Source organism: Microbulbifer sp. (assembly GCF_051659245.1).
In the GTDB taxonomy this organism is placed as follows: Bacteria; Pseudomonadota; Gammaproteobacteria; order Pseudomonadales; family Cellvibrionaceae; genus Microbulbifer.
In genome coordinates this window covers 1-21,420 of sequence record NZ_JBOFOC010000131.1, presented here as the reverse complement: position 1 = coordinate 21,420, position 21,420 = coordinate 1, and the positions used below count along the sequence as shown (strand labels likewise).

The 21,420-nt window shown below is 61.8% G+C and carries 11 protein-coding genes; all 11 read right to left on the bottom strand.

The window, feature by feature from the left end; translation table 11 throughout:
- Positions 1-655: 655 nt before the first annotated feature.
- Positions 656-2,251, bottom strand: coding sequence for a cellulase family glycosylhydrolase (locus ACRC0P_RS13570; protein ID WP_438631799.1), 1,596 nt, complete (start codon positions 2,249-2,251; stop codon positions 656-658).
- 331 nt (positions 2,252-2,582) lie between these two features.
- A complete protein-coding gene (locus ACRC0P_RS13565; RefSeq protein ID WP_438631797.1) occupies positions 2,583-4,721 on the bottom strand; it encodes a cellulase family glycosylhydrolase in 2,139 nt (712 codons plus the stop codon).
- A gap of 60 nt (positions 4,722-4,781) precedes the next feature.
- Positions 4,782-7,577, bottom strand: a complete 2,796-nt coding sequence (locus tag ACRC0P_RS13560) for a glycoside hydrolase family 9 protein (RefSeq protein WP_438631795.1) — start codon at positions 7,575-7,577, stop codon at positions 4,782-4,784.
- A gap of 596 nt (positions 7,578-8,173) precedes the next feature.
- Positions 8,174-9,562, bottom strand: coding sequence for a methyltransferase family protein (locus ACRC0P_RS13555; protein ID WP_438631793.1), 1,389 nt, complete (start codon positions 9,560-9,562; stop codon positions 8,174-8,176).
- Positions 9,563-10,039: 477 nt separating this feature from the next.
- On the bottom strand, positions 10,040-11,578 hold the full coding sequence (locus ACRC0P_RS13550) for an RICIN domain-containing protein (RefSeq protein WP_438631791.1): 1,539 nt from the start codon (positions 11,576-11,578) through the stop codon (positions 10,040-10,042).
- 80 nt (positions 11,579-11,658) lie between these two features.
- Entirely contained in the window at positions 11,659-14,337 is a 2,679-nt protein-coding gene (locus ACRC0P_RS13545; RefSeq protein WP_438631789.1) for a cellulose binding domain-containing protein, read from the bottom strand.
- Between the two features lie 286 nt (positions 14,338-14,623).
- On the bottom strand, positions 14,624-16,006 hold the full coding sequence (locus tag ACRC0P_RS13540; protein ID WP_438631787.1) for a cellulase family glycosylhydrolase: 1,383 nt from the start codon (positions 16,004-16,006) through the stop codon (positions 14,624-14,626).
- 121 nt (positions 16,007-16,127) lie between these two features.
- A complete protein-coding gene (locus tag ACRC0P_RS13535; protein ID WP_438631785.1) occupies positions 16,128-17,789 on the bottom strand; it encodes a glycoside hydrolase family 6 protein in 1,662 nt (553 codons plus the stop codon).
- A gap of 181 nt (positions 17,790-17,970) precedes the next feature.
- Complete coding sequence (locus ACRC0P_RS13530; protein ID WP_438631783.1) at positions 17,971-19,302, bottom strand: endo-1,4-beta-xylanase; 1,332 nt, start codon at positions 19,300-19,302, stop codon at positions 17,971-17,973.
- Positions 19,303-19,499: 197 nt separating this feature from the next.
- Positions 19,500-20,168, bottom strand: coding sequence for a hypothetical protein (locus tag ACRC0P_RS13525; protein ID WP_438631781.1), 669 nt, complete (start codon positions 20,166-20,168; stop codon positions 19,500-19,502).
- Complete coding sequence (locus ACRC0P_RS13520) at positions 20,165-21,127, bottom strand: LpqB family beta-propeller domain-containing protein (RefSeq protein WP_438631779.1); 963 nt, start codon at positions 21,125-21,127, stop codon at positions 20,165-20,167. Before ACRC0P_RS13520 ends, ACRC0P_RS13525 begins: the two co-directional genes overlap by 4 nt.
- Positions 21,128-21,420 lie beyond the last annotated feature (293 nt).

Genomic DNA, 21,420 nt, shown 5'->3' with positions numbered 1-21,420 from the left:
AGATGTCATTTTTAGCCTATTTTTACAGGTGGAACGTAAAAATCCTGTTTTATAGGCAAGGCACTAAAGTTATCCTTATAAATCAAATAGTTAAGACGAGGTTCAGGCCAATTTCGAACTCCGAAACTTGAGTTACAAGCACCTGGACCTGGTACATAAGTACAAAAAAATGATCAGGCAGAAGTGTTCACGTTGAAACCGGAATGGGTGTTCAGGATAGGCCGGAATATGCAAGCTCTGGATAATGCATTTTGGTATTCTAGTCCCGAATCGGTGGGTTTCTGGATCAGATGGCGCTCCTGCGCCATACCCTTCGGGCCATGCGCTTTGCACGTGCCCGCTTCGGCATCCATGCCTCGGTTGTCCGGCGTGGACTTCGCTGCTCTAGCTACAATACTGTTGAGTTAGGACTCGGCACCCTTCTGTAGGAGCCTGCTGGCAGGGCCAAGCCGCGCGTATACAAAGCATCGCTTTGTGCGCGACTTGGCGACCCGCCATGGATGGCGGGGCCGGGGCCAGATAGAAAGCATAGGTGTAGTGCCAAGGACGGCGAGCACAGGGCTAGATGCCGGCACCATTCGCCTGCAAGCAGGCTCCTACAAAAATGGTTCAACGCAGCGGCATAAGCTCTGGCTGACAAGTTGCGTTTTTAAAGTCAGTTTGCACTACACACTGGCATCTGGAAACTACCGTCGTGATTACCCTGGAATCCAAAGCTGGCCGACTGCCCCGGTTGCAGGTTGCCGTTCCAGTCGATATTGGTAACGGTCAGGGTCCTGCCATCCGCGGACATATTGAAGTTGCCGTTCCAGCCGTTGGTCAGCTCTACGGCTTCGGGGAATTGCAGGGTTACCTGCCAACTGCCGATGGCTGAGTTACCGCCGTTGGTGACGGTGACATTGCTGAGCACGAAGCCGCTGCTCCATACATCCCCGGTGCCCGATTCGCAGTTCACGCCGCCGTTTCCGGACGGTGTTCCCACGGTGATGGAAACGGTGGCCGGTTCTGAGGTGGCGCCGGCGTTGTCGGTTGCGGTGAAGGTAAAACTGTCGTTGCCGGAAAATCCGCTGTTGGGTGTGTAGAAGCGGTTGGCGCCGCTGCCGCCGAGGTTGCCGTTGGCGGGGCCGTTCTGCACAGTGTAGCCGGTGATACTGCCGTCGCTGTCGCTGCCGCTCAGGGTGATCGACAGTTGCGTTTGGTAGGCGGTGGAGAGGTTCTGGCTATCGGCCACCGGTGGGCAGTTGCCGCCGCAGGCGGAGCCGCCACCGTCCCAGTTGCGGACGATGTCCCGCACGAGTTGGCCGGATGCGGTGAGCTGGTCCTGGCCCCAGCCGCCGGAGACGCTGGCGCCGGGTACCAGTGCGGAGGCGCCCTCCTCTTTATCGTTCAGGGCCCAGTTGGCGTGGCTGAGGTTGTTGTCCTCGAGAAAATTCATCCAGGTCTGGGTCTCGCCATAGTCCACCGCGCCGTCACCGTCGGCGTTGACGGCGCCCCACTCGGTAACGAAAAGCGCGATGCCGTTGTTCAATGCGGTCTGCGCTTTGTCCCGCAGGTATTGCTTGTGGGTGCCGGCGTAGAAGTGCAGCGTGTAGGCGATATTGGCGTAGCCCTGGATCGGGTCCCGGGAGGCCGCGTCCACATCCTGCGACCAGGTGGGCGTGCCGACGATGATCAGGTTGTCCGGGTCGATGGCGCGAATGGCGGAAATCACGGTTTCCGCGTAGGGCTTGATCACGCCGCTCCAGGAGACCTGCAAGGGTTCGTTGTAGATCTCGTAGATTACGTTGTCATGGTGGCCGTAGGTCTGGGCCATTTCCTCGAAAAAGGCCACCGCCTGGGCGGTGTAGTCTTCGGCGTGGTGGGAGTGCCAGTCGATAATGACGTACATATCATTGGCGATGGCGGCATCCACCAGGGCGACCACCCGGCTTTTGTTGCCGTTCGGGTCTTCCAGGTAGCCGCCCTCTTCGTCCACGCCCATGGCCGCGCGCACCAGGGTGGCATTCCAGTCGCTCTTCACCCAGCTTACCGCGTCGGCGTTGTAGAACCGCTCGCCGCCCCAGCCGGTGTTGCTCCAGAAGAAACTGGGGCCGGCGAGGCTGCGTGCCTGGCCGCCTGCGAGTATGCGGTTTCCGTTTACTGTGAGGGGTTCTACTGCAAGGGCGGTGTTGCCGAGTAGTATCAGTAAAAGTGCCGCGGTGGCGGTGAACCACCGGCGGTGAGGGGGATTTTCTTTTGTTTGGTTTTTCATTTTGATTTTCCCGTGTTGGGGATTTTTAACATTAAATGTCATCCCGTAGTTGATTGGAGTTGCGTTGTAGGAGCCTGCTTGCAGGCGAACAGCTGCGGAGCCTCGCCCATTTCGCCTGACAGATTTTTGCTCCTGCAAAATCTGCATTTCCGCTGGGCGGCATTCCGCTGGGCGGCATTCCGCTGGGCGGCATTCCGCCATCCATGGCGGTCACAGCTGGCTCCTACAGGGAGGTTCCGCTTAACTTAGTGCCATCCGATTGAGGGCATCTTCTGCGGTTTGATGGGCACGCTTCGCTTTGCCCATGCTACAAAAATTCCGTACCGCTTATTTAGTTGGCGGAACATGTCGGTAGTGTGAAGTCTCCGCCGTGCTCTCCCTGGAAGCCGAAGGTTACTGTCTGTCCTGTCTGCAAATTGCCGTTCCATTCCAGGTTGGAGACGGTGAGGGTGTGGCCGTCCGGGGACAGGGAGAAGTTGGCGCTCCAGCCGTTGATTGAGCTTACCGGGGAGGCGAAGCTCAGGACCAGCTGCCAGCTCTGTATGGGCGCGCCGCGGTTGGTAATCTCAATATTGCTGAGAACGAAACCATTGCTCCAGATATCGCTGGTGCCCAGTTCACAGTCGAGTTCCGCGGAGACCGGTGTGAACACTTCGATGGTGACGCTGTCGCTTGCGCCCAACGATTCACCGTTGCTGTCCACCGCGACTACGTCCAGCGGGTAGAAACCGTCGAGCAGGGGCGCGGTGAGGTCCAGGCTGTCGCCGCCCATTGCGGTCTGGCTGTTGCCGTCCAGGGTCGCGGTTACGCCGGCGGCGTTTTCCAGGGTGTAAGTGACGGCGATTTCGCTACCAGCTTCCACCCGGCTGTTGTCCGCCGGCGCGGTGATTTCCACTGCGGGCTCCGGTACGACTTCATCGACCACGCGGATGGACAGGGTGTCACTGGCGGAAAGCTCCTGCCCCTGGCCGTCCACGGCCACCAGTTGCAGCTGGTAACTGCCTTCGACCGCCGGCGCGGTGATCGCGGTGCTGCCGCCGCTGGCGGTTTTCAGCAGTGCGCCGTCCAGGTAAACATTGACCGCGGCGGCCTGCGCCAGGGTGTATTGCACGGCGATCTGCGAGCCGGGCAGGAACTGGCTGTCGCTCGCGGGTGCGGTGATGGCCACCGAGGGCAGTTGCCCCTGGTAGTATTCGCTGACGTTGGTGCCCACTTCGGCATTGCCCAGCACCACGCGGTGATCCAGGCCCACAAATTTGCCGCTGCTGTCCTGCCACAGTGCGGGTTTCAGCAGCGCGTATTTGTCTTCGTCCCAGGTGGTCCAGTCGTAGTGCCAGAGGCCGCCAGTATCCCCGGAGTTGGGGTTGAGACACCAGAAGGTGTGGTGCAGACCGTGCTCCACGATCAGGTCGCGGGCGTAGCCCATCCATTTTTCATTCTGGCCGCCGTCCAGGTGGCCGCCCCACTCCCCGAGCAACAGCGGCGATAGGCCCTGCTCGTGCAGGTAGAACCAGTTGTCCCGCCAGGCGTCCTCTATCAGCGATTCGTAGGTGAAGTCCGGCTCGAACCAGGGCTGCTGATAGACGGAAGGGCCGTAGATATGCGGGGAGTAAACCAGCTGGTCCTGGTTGGCTCCCAGGTCGATGGGGTGATCGGCCGCGCCGCGCAGGTTTCCGCCCCACCAGTAGTTGTGGTAGTCCGGGCCGGCGCCGCCGCCCCAACTGACACCGTCTTTGGGATAGGACTCTATCCCCTCGCAGAGCACCAGCAGGTTGGGGTTGATCGCCAGTACGCGTTTGGAGGCGGTTTCGCAGGCGTGCTTCCAATTGTTGACGTCGGTGGAGCTGTCCCACTTGGCGTAGGGGTTATCCGCCCAGGGTTTGCCGTGGGGCTCGTTTTCGATATCGAAGGCGATAACGGTGTCGTCGTTCTTGTAGCGGTCCGCCATCCACTCCCAGGTCTGGTAAAAGGTTTCGCTGTCCAGGCTGCCCTCGTACCACATGGGGTAGAAATGGCCGGCGTTGTCCGCCTCGGCGCTGTGCACGTCCACGAGGATTTTCACCCCGTATTTTTTCGCCAGGGCTACGGCCTCGTCGAAAATTTCCAGGGAGGTCATGCCCTCCAGTTCGGGGTTTACATGGGCGTTGATGTTGGGCACCGCCGCCATGCCGTTCTGCCACTCCCAGATCAGCTCGGTGGAAATCGGCACGCGCAGCAGGTTGATGCCCCGCTCCGCCAGGTCGCGCATGCGCCCTTCCAGGTTGGCGGCCCAGAGGCCGTGGAAAACCCGCTCGCCGGCGTTGAAGCCGAACCAGTTGGCGCCGGTGAGCCACACCGGATTGCCCTGCATATCCAGGATTTGATTGCCCTCCACATGCAGCCAGTCGTCGTCGGGGAGGGGCTCCGCCGCCCGGGCCTGGGCAGCAGCGAACAGGGCGGCCGAGGCCGCCAGGGTAAATAGAAGTTTCATGATCGGTTCCGTCGATTATTGGGGAAACGGCGGGCGGCGGTTGCCGCCCGCGTTTTCAGATCAGTTGGCCGTACACACCGGCGCCTGGAAGTTCCCGCCGTGGCTGCCCTGGAAGCCGAAGCTGGTGCTGTCGCCCGGCTGCAGGTTGCCGTTCCACTCGGCGTTGGAGACGGTGAGAACCAGGCCGTCCGGGGAGAGGTCAAAATTGCCGCTCCAGCCGTTGGCCAGTTCGATCGGCTCGGCAAAGGTAAGGGTTATCTCCCAGCCCTGGACTGCGGTGTCGCCCTCATTGGCCACGGTGACGCTGTTGAGTACGAAGCCGCTGTTCCATACGTCGGCGCTACCGGGGGTGCAGCTCACCGCGCCGGCCACCGGCTCGTAGATTTCCACGGTGACGCTGTCGCTCGCGGTCAGTTCCTCCCCGCCTTCGGTGGCGACGATTTGCAGCTGGTACAGACCGGTTGCCGCGGGCGCCGGCACTACCAGTGTTCCGGAGCCGCTTCCGCTACCCACAAGCGCGCCGTCCAGGTACAGGTTGACGCCCTCGGCGTTCTGCAGGTTGTACTGCACCGGGATGTCCGCACCCAGTGCAAAGCGCGCGCCCTCCGCCGGGCTGGAAATATTGACTGCGGGAATTTCCGGCGCTTCCACGTTGACGGAGACAGTGGCGGCCGAAGACGTCGCACCCTGGTCGTCGGTGACGGTGAAGGTGAAGCTGTCGGTGCCGAAGAAACCCGCCGCCGGGGTGTACAGGCGGCTGGCACCGCTGCCTTCGAGGGTGCCGTTGGCGGGGCCGCTGGCCACTGTGTAATCCGCAAGGGTACCGTCGCTGTCGCTGCCACTCAGGGTGATGGACAGGGAGGTTTCGTAGGGCGTGGAAAGGTTCTGGCTGTGGGCGCTGGGCGCGCAATTGACGCCGGTATCGCCACCGCAGCCGCCGCCGGGTTCCTGGCCCCAGACCAGTTCGCCGTTGTCGTAGAGGGCGATCTGCGGCGCCTGGACGTGGCTGCTGCCGTAGCCGTCCCAGGAGGGATCGTTGTCCGGATTCCAGGGCGCGCCCTCGGGCACGGCGATGCGGTACTGGGTTTCCTTTTTCGACGCGGACTGGCCGCCGGGATAGATGTCCACACCGGCGAAGGACACTTCCACATAGTAGAGGTTGTCGGAGGGCTCACCCCAGGGGTGCGGGCCGGTGTAATCGGTACCCTGACTGTAAGCGCTGCTGAGGATCAGGTCTTCGGGGCCGTAGCCGGCGTCCACCAGTTCGGAAATATCGATCCAGTAGCGCAGGCTCAGGTTGTCGGTAAGACGTGCCGGCCAGGCGGTGTGGTTGTGCACGTAGGAACTGATCTCCGTGTGGCGCGGGCCGCTGGAATTGAGCTTGGCATCCACGAACAATTCCAGGTCGCGCTCTTCCGGCGCCGGGAACTGGACCTCGGGTATGGGATTGCCGCCGAAGTCCAGCCACAGCCGCGCCAGCGCGGAGGTGAAGCCGGAGTTGTAGTCGGTGGCCACCTCGTTGAGCACAAAGTCGCCGCGGTCGTTGACGAAATTGTCGCTGGTGTCCGGCCCGCCCACCAAGGCGCCCACCAGGGTGTGGCGGTTGTCCACCGGGTCCTGCAGGCTGTCGTTCCAGGAACCGTGAGCGGTGCGGTGGTGCGGTGATGTCGGGTAGACGCTGCCGTAGCCGATCTGGTAACTCATATTCATCGGGTTTTCCCCCAACAAATATTCCATCTGGCTCACCGCAAAATCGTAATAGGTCTGCGCGCGGCCGTTGCCCGGGTCCGCGGATTGCAGGTAGTCGGAGTACACCAGGGCGATAAACGCAGTGTTGGCGGAGTATCGCGCGGCGCCCCACTGGTCCAGGTGGGCGAGGCCGCCGGGAGTATAGGTCACCCGCTGGCCGTCGTAGCCGGTGGTCCAGAAGTCCAGCCAGCGCTCGGCGTCGGCGCGGTACTCGGCGTTACCGGTGAGCTGGGCCATCAACACGTAGCTGCCGTAGCTCTTGTCGTCCCAGGCGTGGGTCCATTTGAAGGACCTGATGGACTGCTGGGGCTCGGTAGACAGGTTGTCGTAGTAGCTCACCGCCTTGTCCAGGTAGGCCTGGTCGCCGGTGGCGCGGTAGAGCCAGGCGGCGCCCCACACCAGTTCGTCGTTGTAGCCGCTGTGGGATTTGTAGTAGGTGCCGGCGTCGGTGATGCAGTCGTTGTATACGCCGCGGAAGTTGTCGGCGAAGCTGTAGAGCTGTTCCGCGTGGCTCAGCAGGTTCGCCGCGTAGGCGGCATCGGTGGACTCGAACACCATGGCGATGGCGGCGAGCGCCGCGGCGGTTTCCCCGGCCAGGTCGGAGCCCGGGCAGCTGGCGTCGATCTTGTAGGAGGGCCGCGCCATGGGCATGACTTCCGCGGCGCCCCACCAGGCGTGGTCCTGTCCGCCGTTGCCCACCTGCCCCCAGAGTTCATTGGGCGCGGTGTGCGCCTTGACGAAATAGTCGGCCACGAAGCGCAGGTTGTTCTGAATATGCTGCAGTTGGCCGGTCTGCGCATAGGCATCGCGGTTCTCCACCACGCCCCAGGCCAGCAGGGTGGCGCTGGCGGCCATTGGGAAACCGAACTTCACATGGTCGCCGGCATCGTACCAGCCGCCCAGCAGGTCCACATTGTTGTCGGCACCGTCTGTCATACCGGAATCGTCGCGCCACTCGTTGCGATTCCAGGAGGGGATGGGGCCCGACTGCTGCGCCTCATAAAAGTAAATGGATTTTTGCAGCGCTTCGCCGTAGTTGGCGGCAAGGGAATTTCCCGCCACCGTCACTCCGGCAACCAGTGCGCACAGCGGTTGACAGGCTCTCATCAATCGTTTCATACAAACCTCACTCTTCATGGTTGGGGAAGCCCTGAACAATCTGAGCCGTCGTTGCGGCTGCAACCAGACGATCAAACCGCGGACCGTCACACGCGGGGACGCACTCTCAGACCTTCTTCCCTGTTGTTTTATTTTTTTGATTACCGCACTTTCAATCTAACGACAGCAACCTATACATTCGTCTGAATAAGTGAAGCGTCACAATTTATTCGCGCTGACCAGGTTCAACTTTGTGAAATACCACAAGGTTGAACCGCTGGATGAATGAGCTGTAGGGTGGATACAAATCGGCAGGATTGCCGATTTCCGGGAAAGCCGTGAAATCATTCCCGACCCGAATGGCACTAAGTTAAGGCCTGGGGCGGGCCTGCTACCGGGGGTTCTTGCGGGACACGGGCTAGGCGCCCCCCCGTAAATACGTCCCTGTAGGCTTGTCTGCGAGGTCCCTCTCGCAGACAGTCCCGCAAAAAGCCCCCGGCATCAGGCCCTTCGCATCAGGATTATCGCTTGACTTAGCGCCATTCATTCCCGGCCCCCTTTGTAGAAGCGGCCGGACCGCTCCTACAACAAAGGTCTGGGCGTCGCTACAGCAGCCCGGGGAAAAACCGGTAGCGCACCTGCCGGCAGTAGTCGACGTAGTCCGGGTCGGCGCTCAGGTGGCGCTCCTCGGTAATCGCCCGCCAGTAGTAGATCCAGGTCATCAGCAGCAGGCCGAGGGTCTGCGCCAGGGCCAGTTTCCAGCCGGCGTGGAAGGCACTGTAGACAATTGCCGGGAACATCACACACCACCAGGCGAAGTTTTTTGCTCCGTAGGCGGGGTGACGTACCAGGGAGTAGAGGCCGGTGCGGATAATGCCGCGGTTGGTAAGGTTGGAGAAACGCACCCCGAAGTGCAGGGTTGCGGCCATGTATATCAGATAACTGGCCAGCATCATGGAAGTGAACAGGGTCACGAACCAGGGGTTACCCAGGCGCAGCACTTCCCGTTCCCCCGGCGCGGCGTAGTAGAGGCCCAGGTACATCTGGAACGGGGGGTAACACAACAGGCACACCACCCAGCCCAGCATCGTGGGCTCGGCGGAGCGGGTCTGGTTATCCACCCAGCGGCTGGAAACCATGTAGCCGCACCAGGCCAGGGCCACGTCGATGGAAAATACCAGGGCCACGGAAATATTGAAAAAATCCAGGTTGAACTGGCGGTGGCTGTAGCGGTTTTCCGCGATGGCCGCGGGCAGGCCGTCGAACATATAGCCGACGTTGCTGACCAGATGGGGAAACTGGTCCGCGAAAAACACCGTCATCAGCGGCGCGAAGAAGAGTTTTACCAGCAGAGCGCGCAGGTTTTTACGGTCGTACTCGTCGAACACCGGCCGGCGAAATGTGAACAGCGAGACCATCTTCAGGCAGCTGTTTGCCAGGTCCATCCTGTCCGCCTCCGGCGAGTGCTTGAGGGCGCGAGTCAGCAGCACATAGGGCAGGCCGCCCCAGAGCCAGGCAGCCCAGGCCAGGTCCAGCAGGCGGAACCAGGGCTTGTAGTAGGCGTTGCCGCGGGCAAAGCCGTACTCGCCGGCGGTGCGGAAAAAGAAAATCACCAGCGCCAGGAGGCCCAGGTAGACCAGGTAGTGCACCAGGGCCTCCATGGCGAAGCGCATCCAGTGACCGCGGGCCAGGGTCGGGTGCAGCTGGAAGAAATCCCGCCCCTGCCAGAGCCTTAGCCGGGGCAGTTCCACCACCAGCATCGCGCAGCTGCTGATGATCAGCGCGGCGAGAATGCTGTCCAGGCGGTTGTCGGTGATCTGGAAACCGGCGATGGTGAGGCCGCTGTTCAGCAGGCCGCCGGTATTGTAGGCCGCCGCGCAGATAAGCACCGCCATGGCGCCGACGGCACCGGCGACCCAGGCGCGGTCGGTGATCCAGCTCTCTGCCCTGTCTGTGGCGGCCAGTGCCGCCGCGTTGGCTACCCCGCTGGACAAGGGTCATCCCCCGTAGCGGTGCTGAATAATGGAAGTCTGCTCTGCATCGGAAGATTTCCTCTTGTGATCGTTTCGTTGCGGATGCCCACCGCCCTCTCCCCCGGGCCCCAGTGATGCGCACCATCCCCTGGCGCGCACCTTTCGGGCGCCTCCGGCGTCCAAATTTGAACTCCCTCAAATTTGTCCCGCAAGCGGGAGGGGGGAGCGACTCTTTCTGGTTCCGGGGTACTGGGCGCACCGCTCCGGCTTTGCCTATCCTACCAGGAATACCGCGCTGTAGGAGCCTGCTTGCGGGCGAAAAGATCAGTGCTTCGTAGCAGTTCGCCTGTTACCAGGCTCCTTGGCAGGTGACCGCCGCCCTCTCCCCCGGCCCTCTCCCCCGGCCCTCTCCCCCGGCCCTCTCCCCCGGCCCCTCTCCCGCAAGCGGGAGAGGGGAGCTACTCTTTCTGGTTCCGGGGTAAACGCACAGTTCCCCGGTTAGTTACAGACATTAAAGTTACCCCCCTGAACGTTCACGTCAATCCAGTTGACACTCTCAGCACAGGGCTGCTCGCGGACATTGGTATTGAAGACGTCGAGATTGGCGATGGTGATGTCGCTGTTGTTGGGGAACTCGGAGCGCGCCGCCAGTCGCAGTTCGCCGCCGCCATTGATCACGCCGCCGTCCACGGTGACGTTGTGGCAGTTCTCGATCAGGATCGAGTTGTTGCCGTTGTCGGCGAAGTCGATGTTGTTCACCACCGCGCCGCCGGAGTTGGAAACGCAGAAGAAGCCCCGCCCGCCGCGGCGGGATATGACGCGGTCGACGAAGATATTGGTGGGGTAGCCGCCGTTGATGCGGCCATTCTCGTTGGCAAAGCGCAGGGTCGCGTAGCCGGTTCCGGTGCCGGTGTCCTCGCCGTCCACCAGGCCGATCACGGCGTTGCGGGTGTTGTTCAGCAGCAGGCCCGAGTAGCCGGTATTGCGCGCGATGATGGTGCCGATTTCCAGCCCGTCGACATTCCAGGTTTCCACCCCGTGATTGCCGGTGCCGGAGACGTAAACGTAATCCATGCGCACATTGGTGCTGCCCGGCCGGTCGCGGTCAAAGCGGATGCCCAGACCGCCGTCCAGGCGCAGGTCGATCTGCCCCAGGTGCAGGCCGTGGGCATCGGCGAACTGCATACCGAAGTAGGGGCTGCCGGTCATCTTCAGGAAAGGCACCGAGACGTTCTCCACCCCGATCGCCCGTATGGCACCCCTGCCCGCGGCATTGCCCACATTCATGGTGCCGCACACTTCCAGCGCCGTGTGGCTGGGCAGGACTATGGAGTTGGCGCCGATGGAGCCATCGGCGAATACCGTCACCCGCTCCTGGGAATTGCGTCCGGATGACAGGCTGGATATGGCGGTATTGATCGCATTGAAATAGTTGCCGCCGACGCTGTTGCCATTGACCTGGTAATTGCCGGGGCCGCCGGTCACCGTGGCCTGGGGCGTGCCTCCGCCGCAGTCGCCGGAGGGGGGATCGCCGTCGACGGGAACCAGTTGCCACTGCTGCACCGCTGCGTCGGTAGGCGTGAACTGGGAGATGCGGGTACCGGCCTCGGTGGACCAGTCCCAGTTGTCCAGCGCCTTGCCGCTGAAGTTGTTCACCAGCCGGTAATAGCCGCCACCCATATCGTCGAGCCGGAACTGCTGGTTGGTGCCGTTCAGGTCCTCCCACTGGGCTATGTCTGCGCCGTCCGCGTCGTTCCACTCGTACACGTCCAGGACCATGCCGGAGTGGCGGGCGGCCAGGCGGTAGTGGCCGTTGCCGGAATCGAGGAAGCGGAACTGCTGGCTGGGCGCCTCGTTGGGATTCCACTGGACCAGCCGCGCTCCGGCCTCCGTGGATCCTCCCTCGATACCCATGGCCATACCGGAGTGGCGGTTGACCAGCATATACCAGGTGTCGGGATTGACCTGGGCGAGGGCGTTGGCCGCGAGCCAGAAGGCGGCGGTTGCGGTGAGCAGAATCCTGATAAATCTGTTCATGGAAGTTCTCCCTGTTTTGTCGGGATATTGTTGTGGGAGCCTGCTTGCAGGCTCCCACAGCCGATGTGTTTTTCCTTCACTCAGGGTGTGTGGATATCCGGCCAGGGATAGTCCGTCACCTCGCTGCCGACGTAAAAACTCGGGTGCGGCGGCTGGTTATAGCCGGTGTTCTGCCAGGCGATGGCCACCCGGTACTGCGGGTCGTGCATCAGGGTGGGAATGCGCAACTCTGTCACGTGGGGAGTGGCGTAGATGCGCAGCGCCGAGCTGTCCGAGGTGCGCCACACCACTTCCTCTCGCCAGTCACCGAAAATATCCGCGGAGAGCGCCGGGGTGGACTTGCTGCCGTTGTTGGAGCTGACCCCGGAGCCGGTGAGCAGACGCTGCGAGGGGTCGTACTTGTTGATATACGTACTGTTCAACAGTTCGCGCTCGCCGTCGCCGTCCCACCAGATGAGGAAATTGATCGAGCCGGGTTTGCTGCCCACGCTGTTGCCGTTGGCGTCGAGCAGTCCGCTGACACGGGCCGACCAGAATTCCCCGCCGGCGTTGCCGGCCCAGATATTGCCGGCCACGCCGCGGCCGTTGTCGCCGCCGGGGGCGGTCTGGAAGATGATCGAACCGTTGGTGCCATCGACCAGCCGCGACGAAGGCTGGTTGCTGTGCTCCCCGGGCATAAAGACTTCCAGGCCGGGGCGATTGGGCAAGAAGTCGCTTACGTGCAGGGCGTCGCCGTGGTACAGGCGGGTGTTCCACAGCGGCTGTCCGTCAGAGCCTATGGCCATGGCGCCGAAAACGACGTCCTGGCGGCCATCGCCGTCCAGGTCGGCGATGGAGAGGCTGTGGGCACCCTGCCCCTCGTACTGGCTGCCCGCCTGGTTGGAATCAAAAATCCAGCGGGTGGAAAGGTTCTGGCCATCGAAATCCACCGCCCAGATCACCGTGCGGGTGTAGTAGCCGCGGGAGAAGATCATGCTCGGGTTGCGGCCGTCGAGATAGGCGGTGCCCGCCAGGAAGCGGTCCACGCGGTTGCCGTAGTTGTCGCCCCAGTTGCTCACATTGCCGCGCGGCGGCTGGTAGTCGACGGTGTCGATGGCGGCGCCGGTGCGGCCGTTGAAGACGGTGAGGAATTCCGGGCCGGAGAGAATCCTGCCAGCGGAATTCCGGTAGTCCGCACCGGCGTTGCCGATGACGCTGCCGGTTCCATCGACGGTGCCGTCGGCGGTTTTTACGGCGATCTCCGCGGTGCCGTCACCGTCGTAATCATAGACCTGGAACTGGGTATAGTGGGCGCCGGCGCGGATATTGCGACCCAGGTCGATGCGCCACAGGCGCTGGCCGTCCAGCCGGTAGGCATCCAGGTAGACGTTGCCGGTATAGCCATCGTGGGCGTTGTCGTGGGCGTTGCTGGGGTCCCACTTGACGATGAATTCGTAGCGGCCGTCGCCGGTGAGGTCGGCCACGCTGGCGTCGTTGGCGGAATAGCTGTAGGCCTCGCCGCTCGGCGTGGTGCCGCCGGCGGGGCGCTGCAGCGGGATATCAAAGTAGCCGCTGCCGTTGAATACCGCTTCCGCGGAAGCCGCCGCGCCCTCGCTGCCGCCGGTGACCGCGCGCACCGTGTACTGCGCATTCGCCGGGCCGCCGCCGTCCAGGTAATTGCTGGCGCCAGTGAGCGGCGAGCCGTTGAGCTTCTGGCCGTCGCGGTACACGTTGAAGGCCACGGCCGGATCGTCCGTACCCAGCAGGCGCCAGCTCACCAGGTTGCCGCCGCCGCTGGGCACCACGGTGACGCCGCGGCCGAGGGCCTCCATGCGATAAGTGCCATCACCGCCACCGGAGCCGTCACAGGCGGCGGCTTGGGGGGCGCTGCCGGTCACCGCAAGGGAGTCGATATTGGCCAGGCCGTCGGCGCCGGTGGCCGACAGCTCTATCCGGTTCTCGCCCTCGTCCAGGAAAATGCTGGCGCTCGCCGTGGCCCAGCTGTCCCAGGCCCCGCTGGAGGGAAAGTCCACCGCGGCGACGGTGCCGCCATTGATCCGCACGTCCCCCGGCCGGCTGTCCGCGCCGTTGGCATAACGCCACTCCAGCAGGTATTCGCCGCCGGGCACGTCGAGACTCCAGCGGATGCCGCTGCCGCTGACGTTTGATGTGTTGGCGAAACCGCTGCCGGTATAGCCGGCGTGGTTGCTGTCGATGGTGCCGTCGACGCCGCAGAAGCCCGCCGCGTTTTCCTGCAGGGTGACGGTGCTGCCGCCGCCGGAGGAGCTCGAACTACTGCTGGAGCTGCTGCTGGAGGAACTACTGCTGGAGGAGCTGCTGCTGGACGAGCTGCTCGACGAGCTGCTGCTCGACGAACCGCCGCCATTGCAGGCGACGCCGTTCAGGGTGAAGGCCGACGGCTGGAAGGCGGGCGGCGAGGCATCGCTGAGTTGGATGCCGAAACGGTTGGTGGCCCCGGGGGCTATGGTGCCGTTCCAATGGTTGGCCGGGTTGGACGCGGCGATGCGCGTGCCGCTCTGGTTGATATCGGCGTTCCAGCCGCCGCTGTGAGTTTCCCCCGCGCCTATGTCCCACTCCAGGGACCAACCGGCGATGGGTTCGCTGCCGCTGTTGGTAATGCCCACGTTCACCTGGTAGGCGCCGTTCCAGTCGTTGATGGGGTAGTCCACTTCGCAGGATACCTGCGCCTGCGCCGACAGCGCCCAGCCGCAGGCCAGCGGCAGGGTCCAGGCACGGATGAAAGAATTATTTTTTTTCATTTCCGTTCTCTCTCTTATTTTTTTAGGGGGGCATCCCGATAAATTGCGATCGCAGTTCGCCTCCCGGTTTTATCTTCTTAACTTCGAGCCTGCGTAGGATGGGCACAAATCGACAGCCGAAGGCGACCGCGAAGCGGGCGAGCACCATAGATGGTGCGAGTCAAAGGAGCGTAACAACGTGCCCGTCTTTTAGACCGATTCGATGGGCACGTCGCCGCGCTCTTTTGCCCACCCTACACACTAAACATCGTCATTCCGGCAACTCACAAGAGTGGCGAGCAGTGCGCTACTGCACACTGCACTCCGGAATACCTACATCGCCGGGTGAGCCCTGCATGCCGAAGCTGACACTCTGGCCCGGTTGCAGCGCGCCGTTGTAGGACGCGTTACCGACGGTCAGCTGGCTGCCGCTGCTGGCAGACAGCTGCGCGCTCCAGGCGTTGCTGATGCTCACTTCGTGGGGAAAACTCAACTGCACAGTCCAGCCGCTGACCGGCTGGCTACCGGTATTGGTCACCGTGTAGTTGTTGAGCACGAAGCCCGCGCCCCAATCGTTCAAACCGCCCGCGGTGCACGTCAGTCCGCCGTTTCCGCCGCTGGAAGAAGAGGAGCTGGAAGAGGACGAGTTGGAAGAAGAACTGGAGCTGCTGCTGGAGCTGGACGAATTGCTGCTCGAGGAGCTGCTGGACGAACCCCCGCAGCCGGGAAACACGGTGGCGCACTGGGCGGTCTGCCCGATGCCGTTCTCACCGTTGATCAGCCGCTCGCCCCAGCCGGAGAGATTGTTGGGGTCCCAGTTCAGGGCCATATCCAGGTAGGGCTCGGTGTTGCCGGACCAGGACCAGCCCAGGTAGCCGATACCGCGGGCCTCGGCCTGGGCCAGGATCGCGTCTTCATCCACCGGCTGGCCCTGGTGTTCGTGGCCGAACTCGCCCACTACCAGCGGCAGGTTCATGTCCTGAAAGGCCTGCATATAGTTGGCCACGCTGCGGTTGTCCGGGTACACCTGATACATATGCACCGAGAACAACAGGTTGCCCAAGGGATCGGCGGCGGCTATCTGCGGGGCGTTGTCGCGCATGTAGCCTTCCCAGTCCTGCCCCCAGCTTGAGGCGTCCACCACGATGGTGTGGGTTAGGCCGGCGTCGCGCAGGGTCTGGATGGCGGCGGTAGTGCCGTCCACGTAGTTGCTCTCGCCCACACCGTTGCCGAAGGGCTCGTTGGCGATATCGATCAGTACATAGTCCTCTTCGCCGGTGATTGCGTCGAGGATATCCGGGCTGGTCCAGTATTCCGCGGCGGAGGAGATATGCACCGCCGCACTGTCCTCGCCCCAACCGGTGGCATCATGTACTTCCAGCATGCAGATAAGCGCCAGGGATTTACACCGGGCGATCACATCGGCCACATCGGCGCCGTCGTTGCGCGCCCAGCGGCCGCCGTTGGCCAGCACTATGCGCACTGTGTTGGCGCCGGTGGCGGCGATATCGGCGAGTGCCTGGGGCGTGCGGCTGTTGTACCAAGTGTGGGCGTGGTTGACGCCTCGCATGATGAAGGGATTGCCGTTGGCGTCGAGCAGTTGGCCGTTATTGATGGAAAAACCGGCCCAGCTGTTTAGCGAAGCCAGCATCATTCCCGCTGTCGACAGGCCTCGTATAAGTTTTTTCATGTTGCTTTCTCTCTTTCCGGGAATCTTCATTACCGGATTGATCGTCTCCTGTATGTAGGAGCGGCGGGGCGGCCATCCGCCACGCCGCTCCTACAGGGAGTGTTTTTCTTATCTGTTTTTATTAATCCAGGGGCGGATAGGCATTCTCCAACAGTAACTGGAAGGCCTCGGGGAACCAGCGCCCGGCGTGCGGTGCATTGGGCAGCGCACCGGTCAGTGTGTGGCCGTTGAGTTCAGTCCCCCCGAAGGTCGGGTCGCACATGGGATCGTGCTGCTTGTTGGGATCGTTGGGGTCCTGTTCGAAGTTGGGGTCCGAGATACCGTCAGACTCACCCTGCGGCTTGACCCATACGTAGGCGTCGACCCCAGGGCGCGGATTGGCCTGCGGGCGGAAGCCCACACCACCGGGCTGGTTGCACCAGTTGCCGCGGTGCAGGCGTCGATCGATGCGCGACTCGCTGACGTAGGTGTTGAGGTCGTTGCTGGTAGAGGTTCCGGTGGGTCTGTCCGGGCCGCCCCAGCCGTTGCGGCCGGTATCGATCAGCATGCCGATGGTGGTGGGCGCGCCCCGGTTGATCATCGCCTGGCGCCAGTCCTGCACGAAGTCCAGTTCTTCCAGATAGTCGTTCCACTCGTAGAAGCTCGCGGCACGCACCGGCTGACCGCCGACGTTCAGCGAGGGGTCCGGCAGGTAGGGCTCCTCCACCGGGGTGTAGTTGGCGGAGTTGCTGACGAAGCCGGCGACGCTGTCCCAGCCCGCATCGGAGCTCTCAACGACTTCGCCGATCAGGTTGACCGCGGGACCGAAGTTGCTGCTCCAGCCCAGCCAACCGGAGTGGGCGATATCCACGTAGGAGTAGACATTCTCCAGTGGCGAGAGCCGGTTCAGCGCGTAGCGGATGCCGTCGCGATAGCCGCCCGGGCCGTTGGCTTCCTGGCACTCGGGAATATCCAGGTTAGTCACCAGGTTGGGCAGAGAATCCACTTCGATAATAGCCACGATATTGAGAGCGCTGTAGGCCGGGTCGGAGAGGATATCCACGATGGGATTGATATATTCGTTCTGGTAGCGCTCGAAGCCGTTCTCGGAAATCAGCAGTTCTCCGTTGGAGGCCAGCGCCGCGCAGTCGCGGTTGGGCAGGTCGTAGACCACGAACATAAACAGGTCGTCGCCGTTGGCCACCGCGGTATCCAGGTGGCCGCGCAGGCCCATCCCGTCGGTGATGGCACCGATGCGGTCCATCCACACCGCGGAACTGACATTGGCGATGGCACTGCCGCCGGGTTCCGCCGCCGCTTTCGCGGCCCACTCCGGATTTACGTACCAGCTGCTGGAAGCGGCAAAGGGGTTATCCAGCCGGCCACCGGAACTGCTGCTGGAGGAACTGCTCGACGAGCTGGAGCTGGAACTGCTGCTCGAGGAGGAGCTGGAAGAGCTGCTGCTGGATGAACTCGAGGAGCTGGAACTCGACGAACTGGAGGAGCTGGAGCTCGAGGAGGAACCGCCCTCCCCATTCACGCTCACCGCTGCTGGCGACACATTCCCGGGCGTGCCGAGAAAACCGATATTCACCTGGCCGCCCGGCGGAATGGCATCGTTGTAGCCAGCGGACTCGACCGTATAGTGGTCGCCCACATGGGACTGGATGACACCGCCCCACAGGTTGTTGATATCCACCGCCATGTCGAACTCCACAGACCAGTTCGACAAAGTGCCGGTGCCGTCATTGACCACGACAATTTCAGCCTGGAAGCCTGCGCCCCAGTCGTTGACGATATTCATGGTGGCCTGGGCAGCGAACGCCGAGGGCACCGTGAAACATAAGCATAAAATCAGTAAATTCGTTTTTAGTAATCGAAACATTCTATTTCTCCTATGATTGCTTCTTTGAAATGCATTTCCTGACCCCTCTCCCCCGGCCCCTCGCCTCCTTTGGGGGTAGAGTTGGGGAGAGAGAGGACATTTACTGCGCCGTACAACTGGGCGTACCGACACCACCGGGGCCACCCTGCATGCCGAACACCGCGCTCTGCCCCGGCTGTAAAACACCGTTGTAGCTCACGTTGCTGCCAGTGAGGTGGGTACCACTCTGGCCCGCCAGTACCAGGCCCCAGGCATTGGTGGACGTCACCATCCGGTCGAAACCGATCCGCACCGTCCAACCGTTGATCGGACTGCTGCCCTCATTGGTGACCGTGTAGTTGTTCAGCACAAACCCGGAACCCCAGTCGTCCACGGTTCCGGGCGTACAGCTGATAGCGGCACCACCGCTGGAACTCGAGGAAGAAGAACTGGAAGAGGAACTTGAGGATGAACTGGAACTACTCGAGGACGAGCTTGAAGAGCTGCTGGAACCCATGCCGAAGTATTCCCTCAGCCACTGCATCGCCGGGCGTTCGCTGCCGTTGTTTGCCACCAGCCAGGCGTCCGACTGCCAGGTGATCCCCTCCAGGTAACCCCACAGGGTGACGCCGGCCACGCCGGGATGCTCCCAGAACACTGGGAATTTCTCCTGGTACTGCTGCAGCTGTGCCTGGTCGTCCGCATTGTTGATATCCAGCTCGGACACATAGATCGGCAACCCGGTGGCCGCCAGCCGATCCAGGTTCTGGCGAATCAGGTCCGCCGACGCCGGCACCACGTTGAAAGTGTGTGCCTGCACGCCGATGCCGTCGATCAGGCCTCGGGACTGCAGCAGCTGGATAATTTCAAGGTATTCACCGGTGAGATTGCCGTCGTTGACAATGCCGTACTCGTTGATCAGCAGCTGGCCGCTGACATTCTGGCGGGCCAGTTCAAACGCGGTTATCACCCAATCCCAGCCGGTCTCGCCGCTGCCGCCCAGGGCTTCGGCATAGGAGGGCGGATCATTCAGCGGTTCGTTGACTACGTCCCACAGATCCGTCTGCGGATAGCGCGCCCCCGCCGCCCGTATCCACTCGGTGACCTCCGCCAGCTGCTCCTGCTGGGTCAGGCCGCCGATCCATCCGGGCTCCTGGTTACCCCACACCAGCGTGTGCTGCTTGAATGGAATACCGGTATCCAGCGCGTACCGGTAGGCCGCGTCCAGGCCGCTCCAGTTCATGTTGTCGCGGCTGGACTCCACCGAGCCCCACTTGCCGGCGTTCTCCGGCGTCACCTGATTCCAATAAGTACCGAAGGAGGACGGCACGCTGTTCTGGGATATATTGCCGAGAAACTTGCCCTGTCCTTCCGCCAGTTGCGCCGTTGCCACGGACGCCGGCAACACGAAGGCAAAAGGCAGGAGTGTTTCCATGATTTTGTTTTTTTTCATATAACCGCCTGTCTATTGGCCAAAATTTTCCCCGGAATCAATCCGCGGCGTTTCAGGTGGTGCGATGGTGCGATAATTATTTATGGTTTACTTGTGTTCATTATTGCCGCCCCCCTGCACACCGAAGGCAACAAGAGCCTTTATCGACTACGATCCCGTGCGCGCGGCGCACCCTACGGCACTGTCATTTTTTCCTGTCAAAGGGCGTAGGTTCGGCTACTCTTTAAACCGTCCACCTCCAGCTCTAGCTGCAGGACATTCTCCGCCGGGAAATACTCCACTCCGATCACCCGCTCCAGGTTCCGGTCCAAAACCCGGTATTCACTGCCATCCGGCCGGCTCACCGCCACATCCACTCCGTCGCGATACGACAGCAGGCCGTCGCCGTCCGAGTCCCGGCTTACCACTTCGTAATAGAGGAATATCGCCGCTGCACCGTAGCCGACGCTGTTTCGGTATAGCTGCCGGTAATTCACAACCAGGTTGCGGTTATCGTCGAACAACCGCTGCGGCAAAATTCCCCGCCGAAAGACGAATTCCAGGTTGCGAATTTCCCCACTGCCGGCGCTGTCACGAACTTCCCGCAGACGCAGTTTCTGCCCCAGGATCTCCACCTCTTCCCCGACTGCCAGTTGCACCGGAACCGGGTCGGCCGACTGCTGCAATTGCGGGGCTTCCCGCGGCTTTTCTCTCGCGGTCTCAACAAGGGGAATTTCCTCATAGACGGGATTCATCCGGTCTGCGGAATCCCCCTTCTGCGGCTCTTCATCGGAAGCCAGGTAAATTGTTGCCAGGAGGATTGCACACAGCAAAATCATCACCAGATAGGGCGAATAAGCTGAGTCCGCGCGATCAATATCGTTCATTGCACCCACCTCAGGTTGGAGTTCCTGGCCACCGAGTCGAACCACTCATTCACGTTTCCACCATCCCTATCCATGGTGCGCAGGGAAAGCTGGCGGCTGTTCAATTCAGGGGCGTAGAGAAAGGCGATACGTCGGCCATCCGGAGAAAACACCGGGGATTTGTGCAGCGCCTCCCGGCTGGTCAATTGCCGGTCATTGCCTTCCAGGTCCGAGAGATAAATATGCATGGCGCCCTCGTATACCTTTTTGTGGGCGTTCTCGTCGTAGCGAAAGCGGTAGTCGGCCAGGGCGGCGTAGAGCAGACGATTACCGTCGGCGGACCATTCCGGCGGCTGCTGCACCTGGAGGTCTTCGGGAGATATCCGCTGGTCGCGGCCGCTGTCCAGGTGGCGCACCCACAGCTGCCGGCTCTCCGCATTCAGGGGATGGTCGATATAGGCGATCTTTCCCCCGTCCGGAGACCAACGGATGGAAACAATTCGATGGGCCCGGCTAACGTTTTTCAATTGAAATGGCGGTTCAGAGCCATCGGCTGAGACCAGCCAAATTCCGGATTCCTTCCCGTCGCGCCGGGCCAGGGCAATCCGGCGGCCATCCGGTGACCAGGAAAAATCGTATATTTCGTCCGCCTCGGCCAGGGCCCGTTCACCTTCTCCGTTCGCGCCTACCACCAGCAACTGCTGTCGGGCACCGCTGCGGATAACGGCGATATTCCTGCCGCCGGGACTGAATCGGGGTTTCAACTCCCGGTGGCGGCTGGAAGCAATCTTTTTCGGCTCGCTGCCGTCTTTTTCGATTAGATGGATGTTGAAGTCTTCCGAGATTCTGTTCAGGTCCACCCGGGGGTTGTCCTCCCGGTTCGAGGAGAACACCAACCTGCCATCGGCGGACACATCCGTATCCATGTCCCGCCAGCGGATATTGTCGGTGATTTTCCGAACCTCGCCGGATTCGCTCACGGAATAAATATTGGCAACGGGGCCGAGAATTTTTGCGCTGAAAATAATTTCAGCATTGCCGGGTCCGGAGAAAACCAGGGGGAGAGCGGCAAAGACAAATCGCAGGAGAGTCTTTGTAACGCAAAAGTAAAACCTTATTTCCATAAACTGCACAGTCATATTTTCTCCAGTAGGCAGTCTCGCTTGGGGAAAGGCAATACGGGACCTCTTCTGCTCGAATAACGGATTGGTTTTCCAATTAGAGTTTCACAACGCAATCGACGGTTGTCTGGCGGCAGACGCCGCCAGACAAC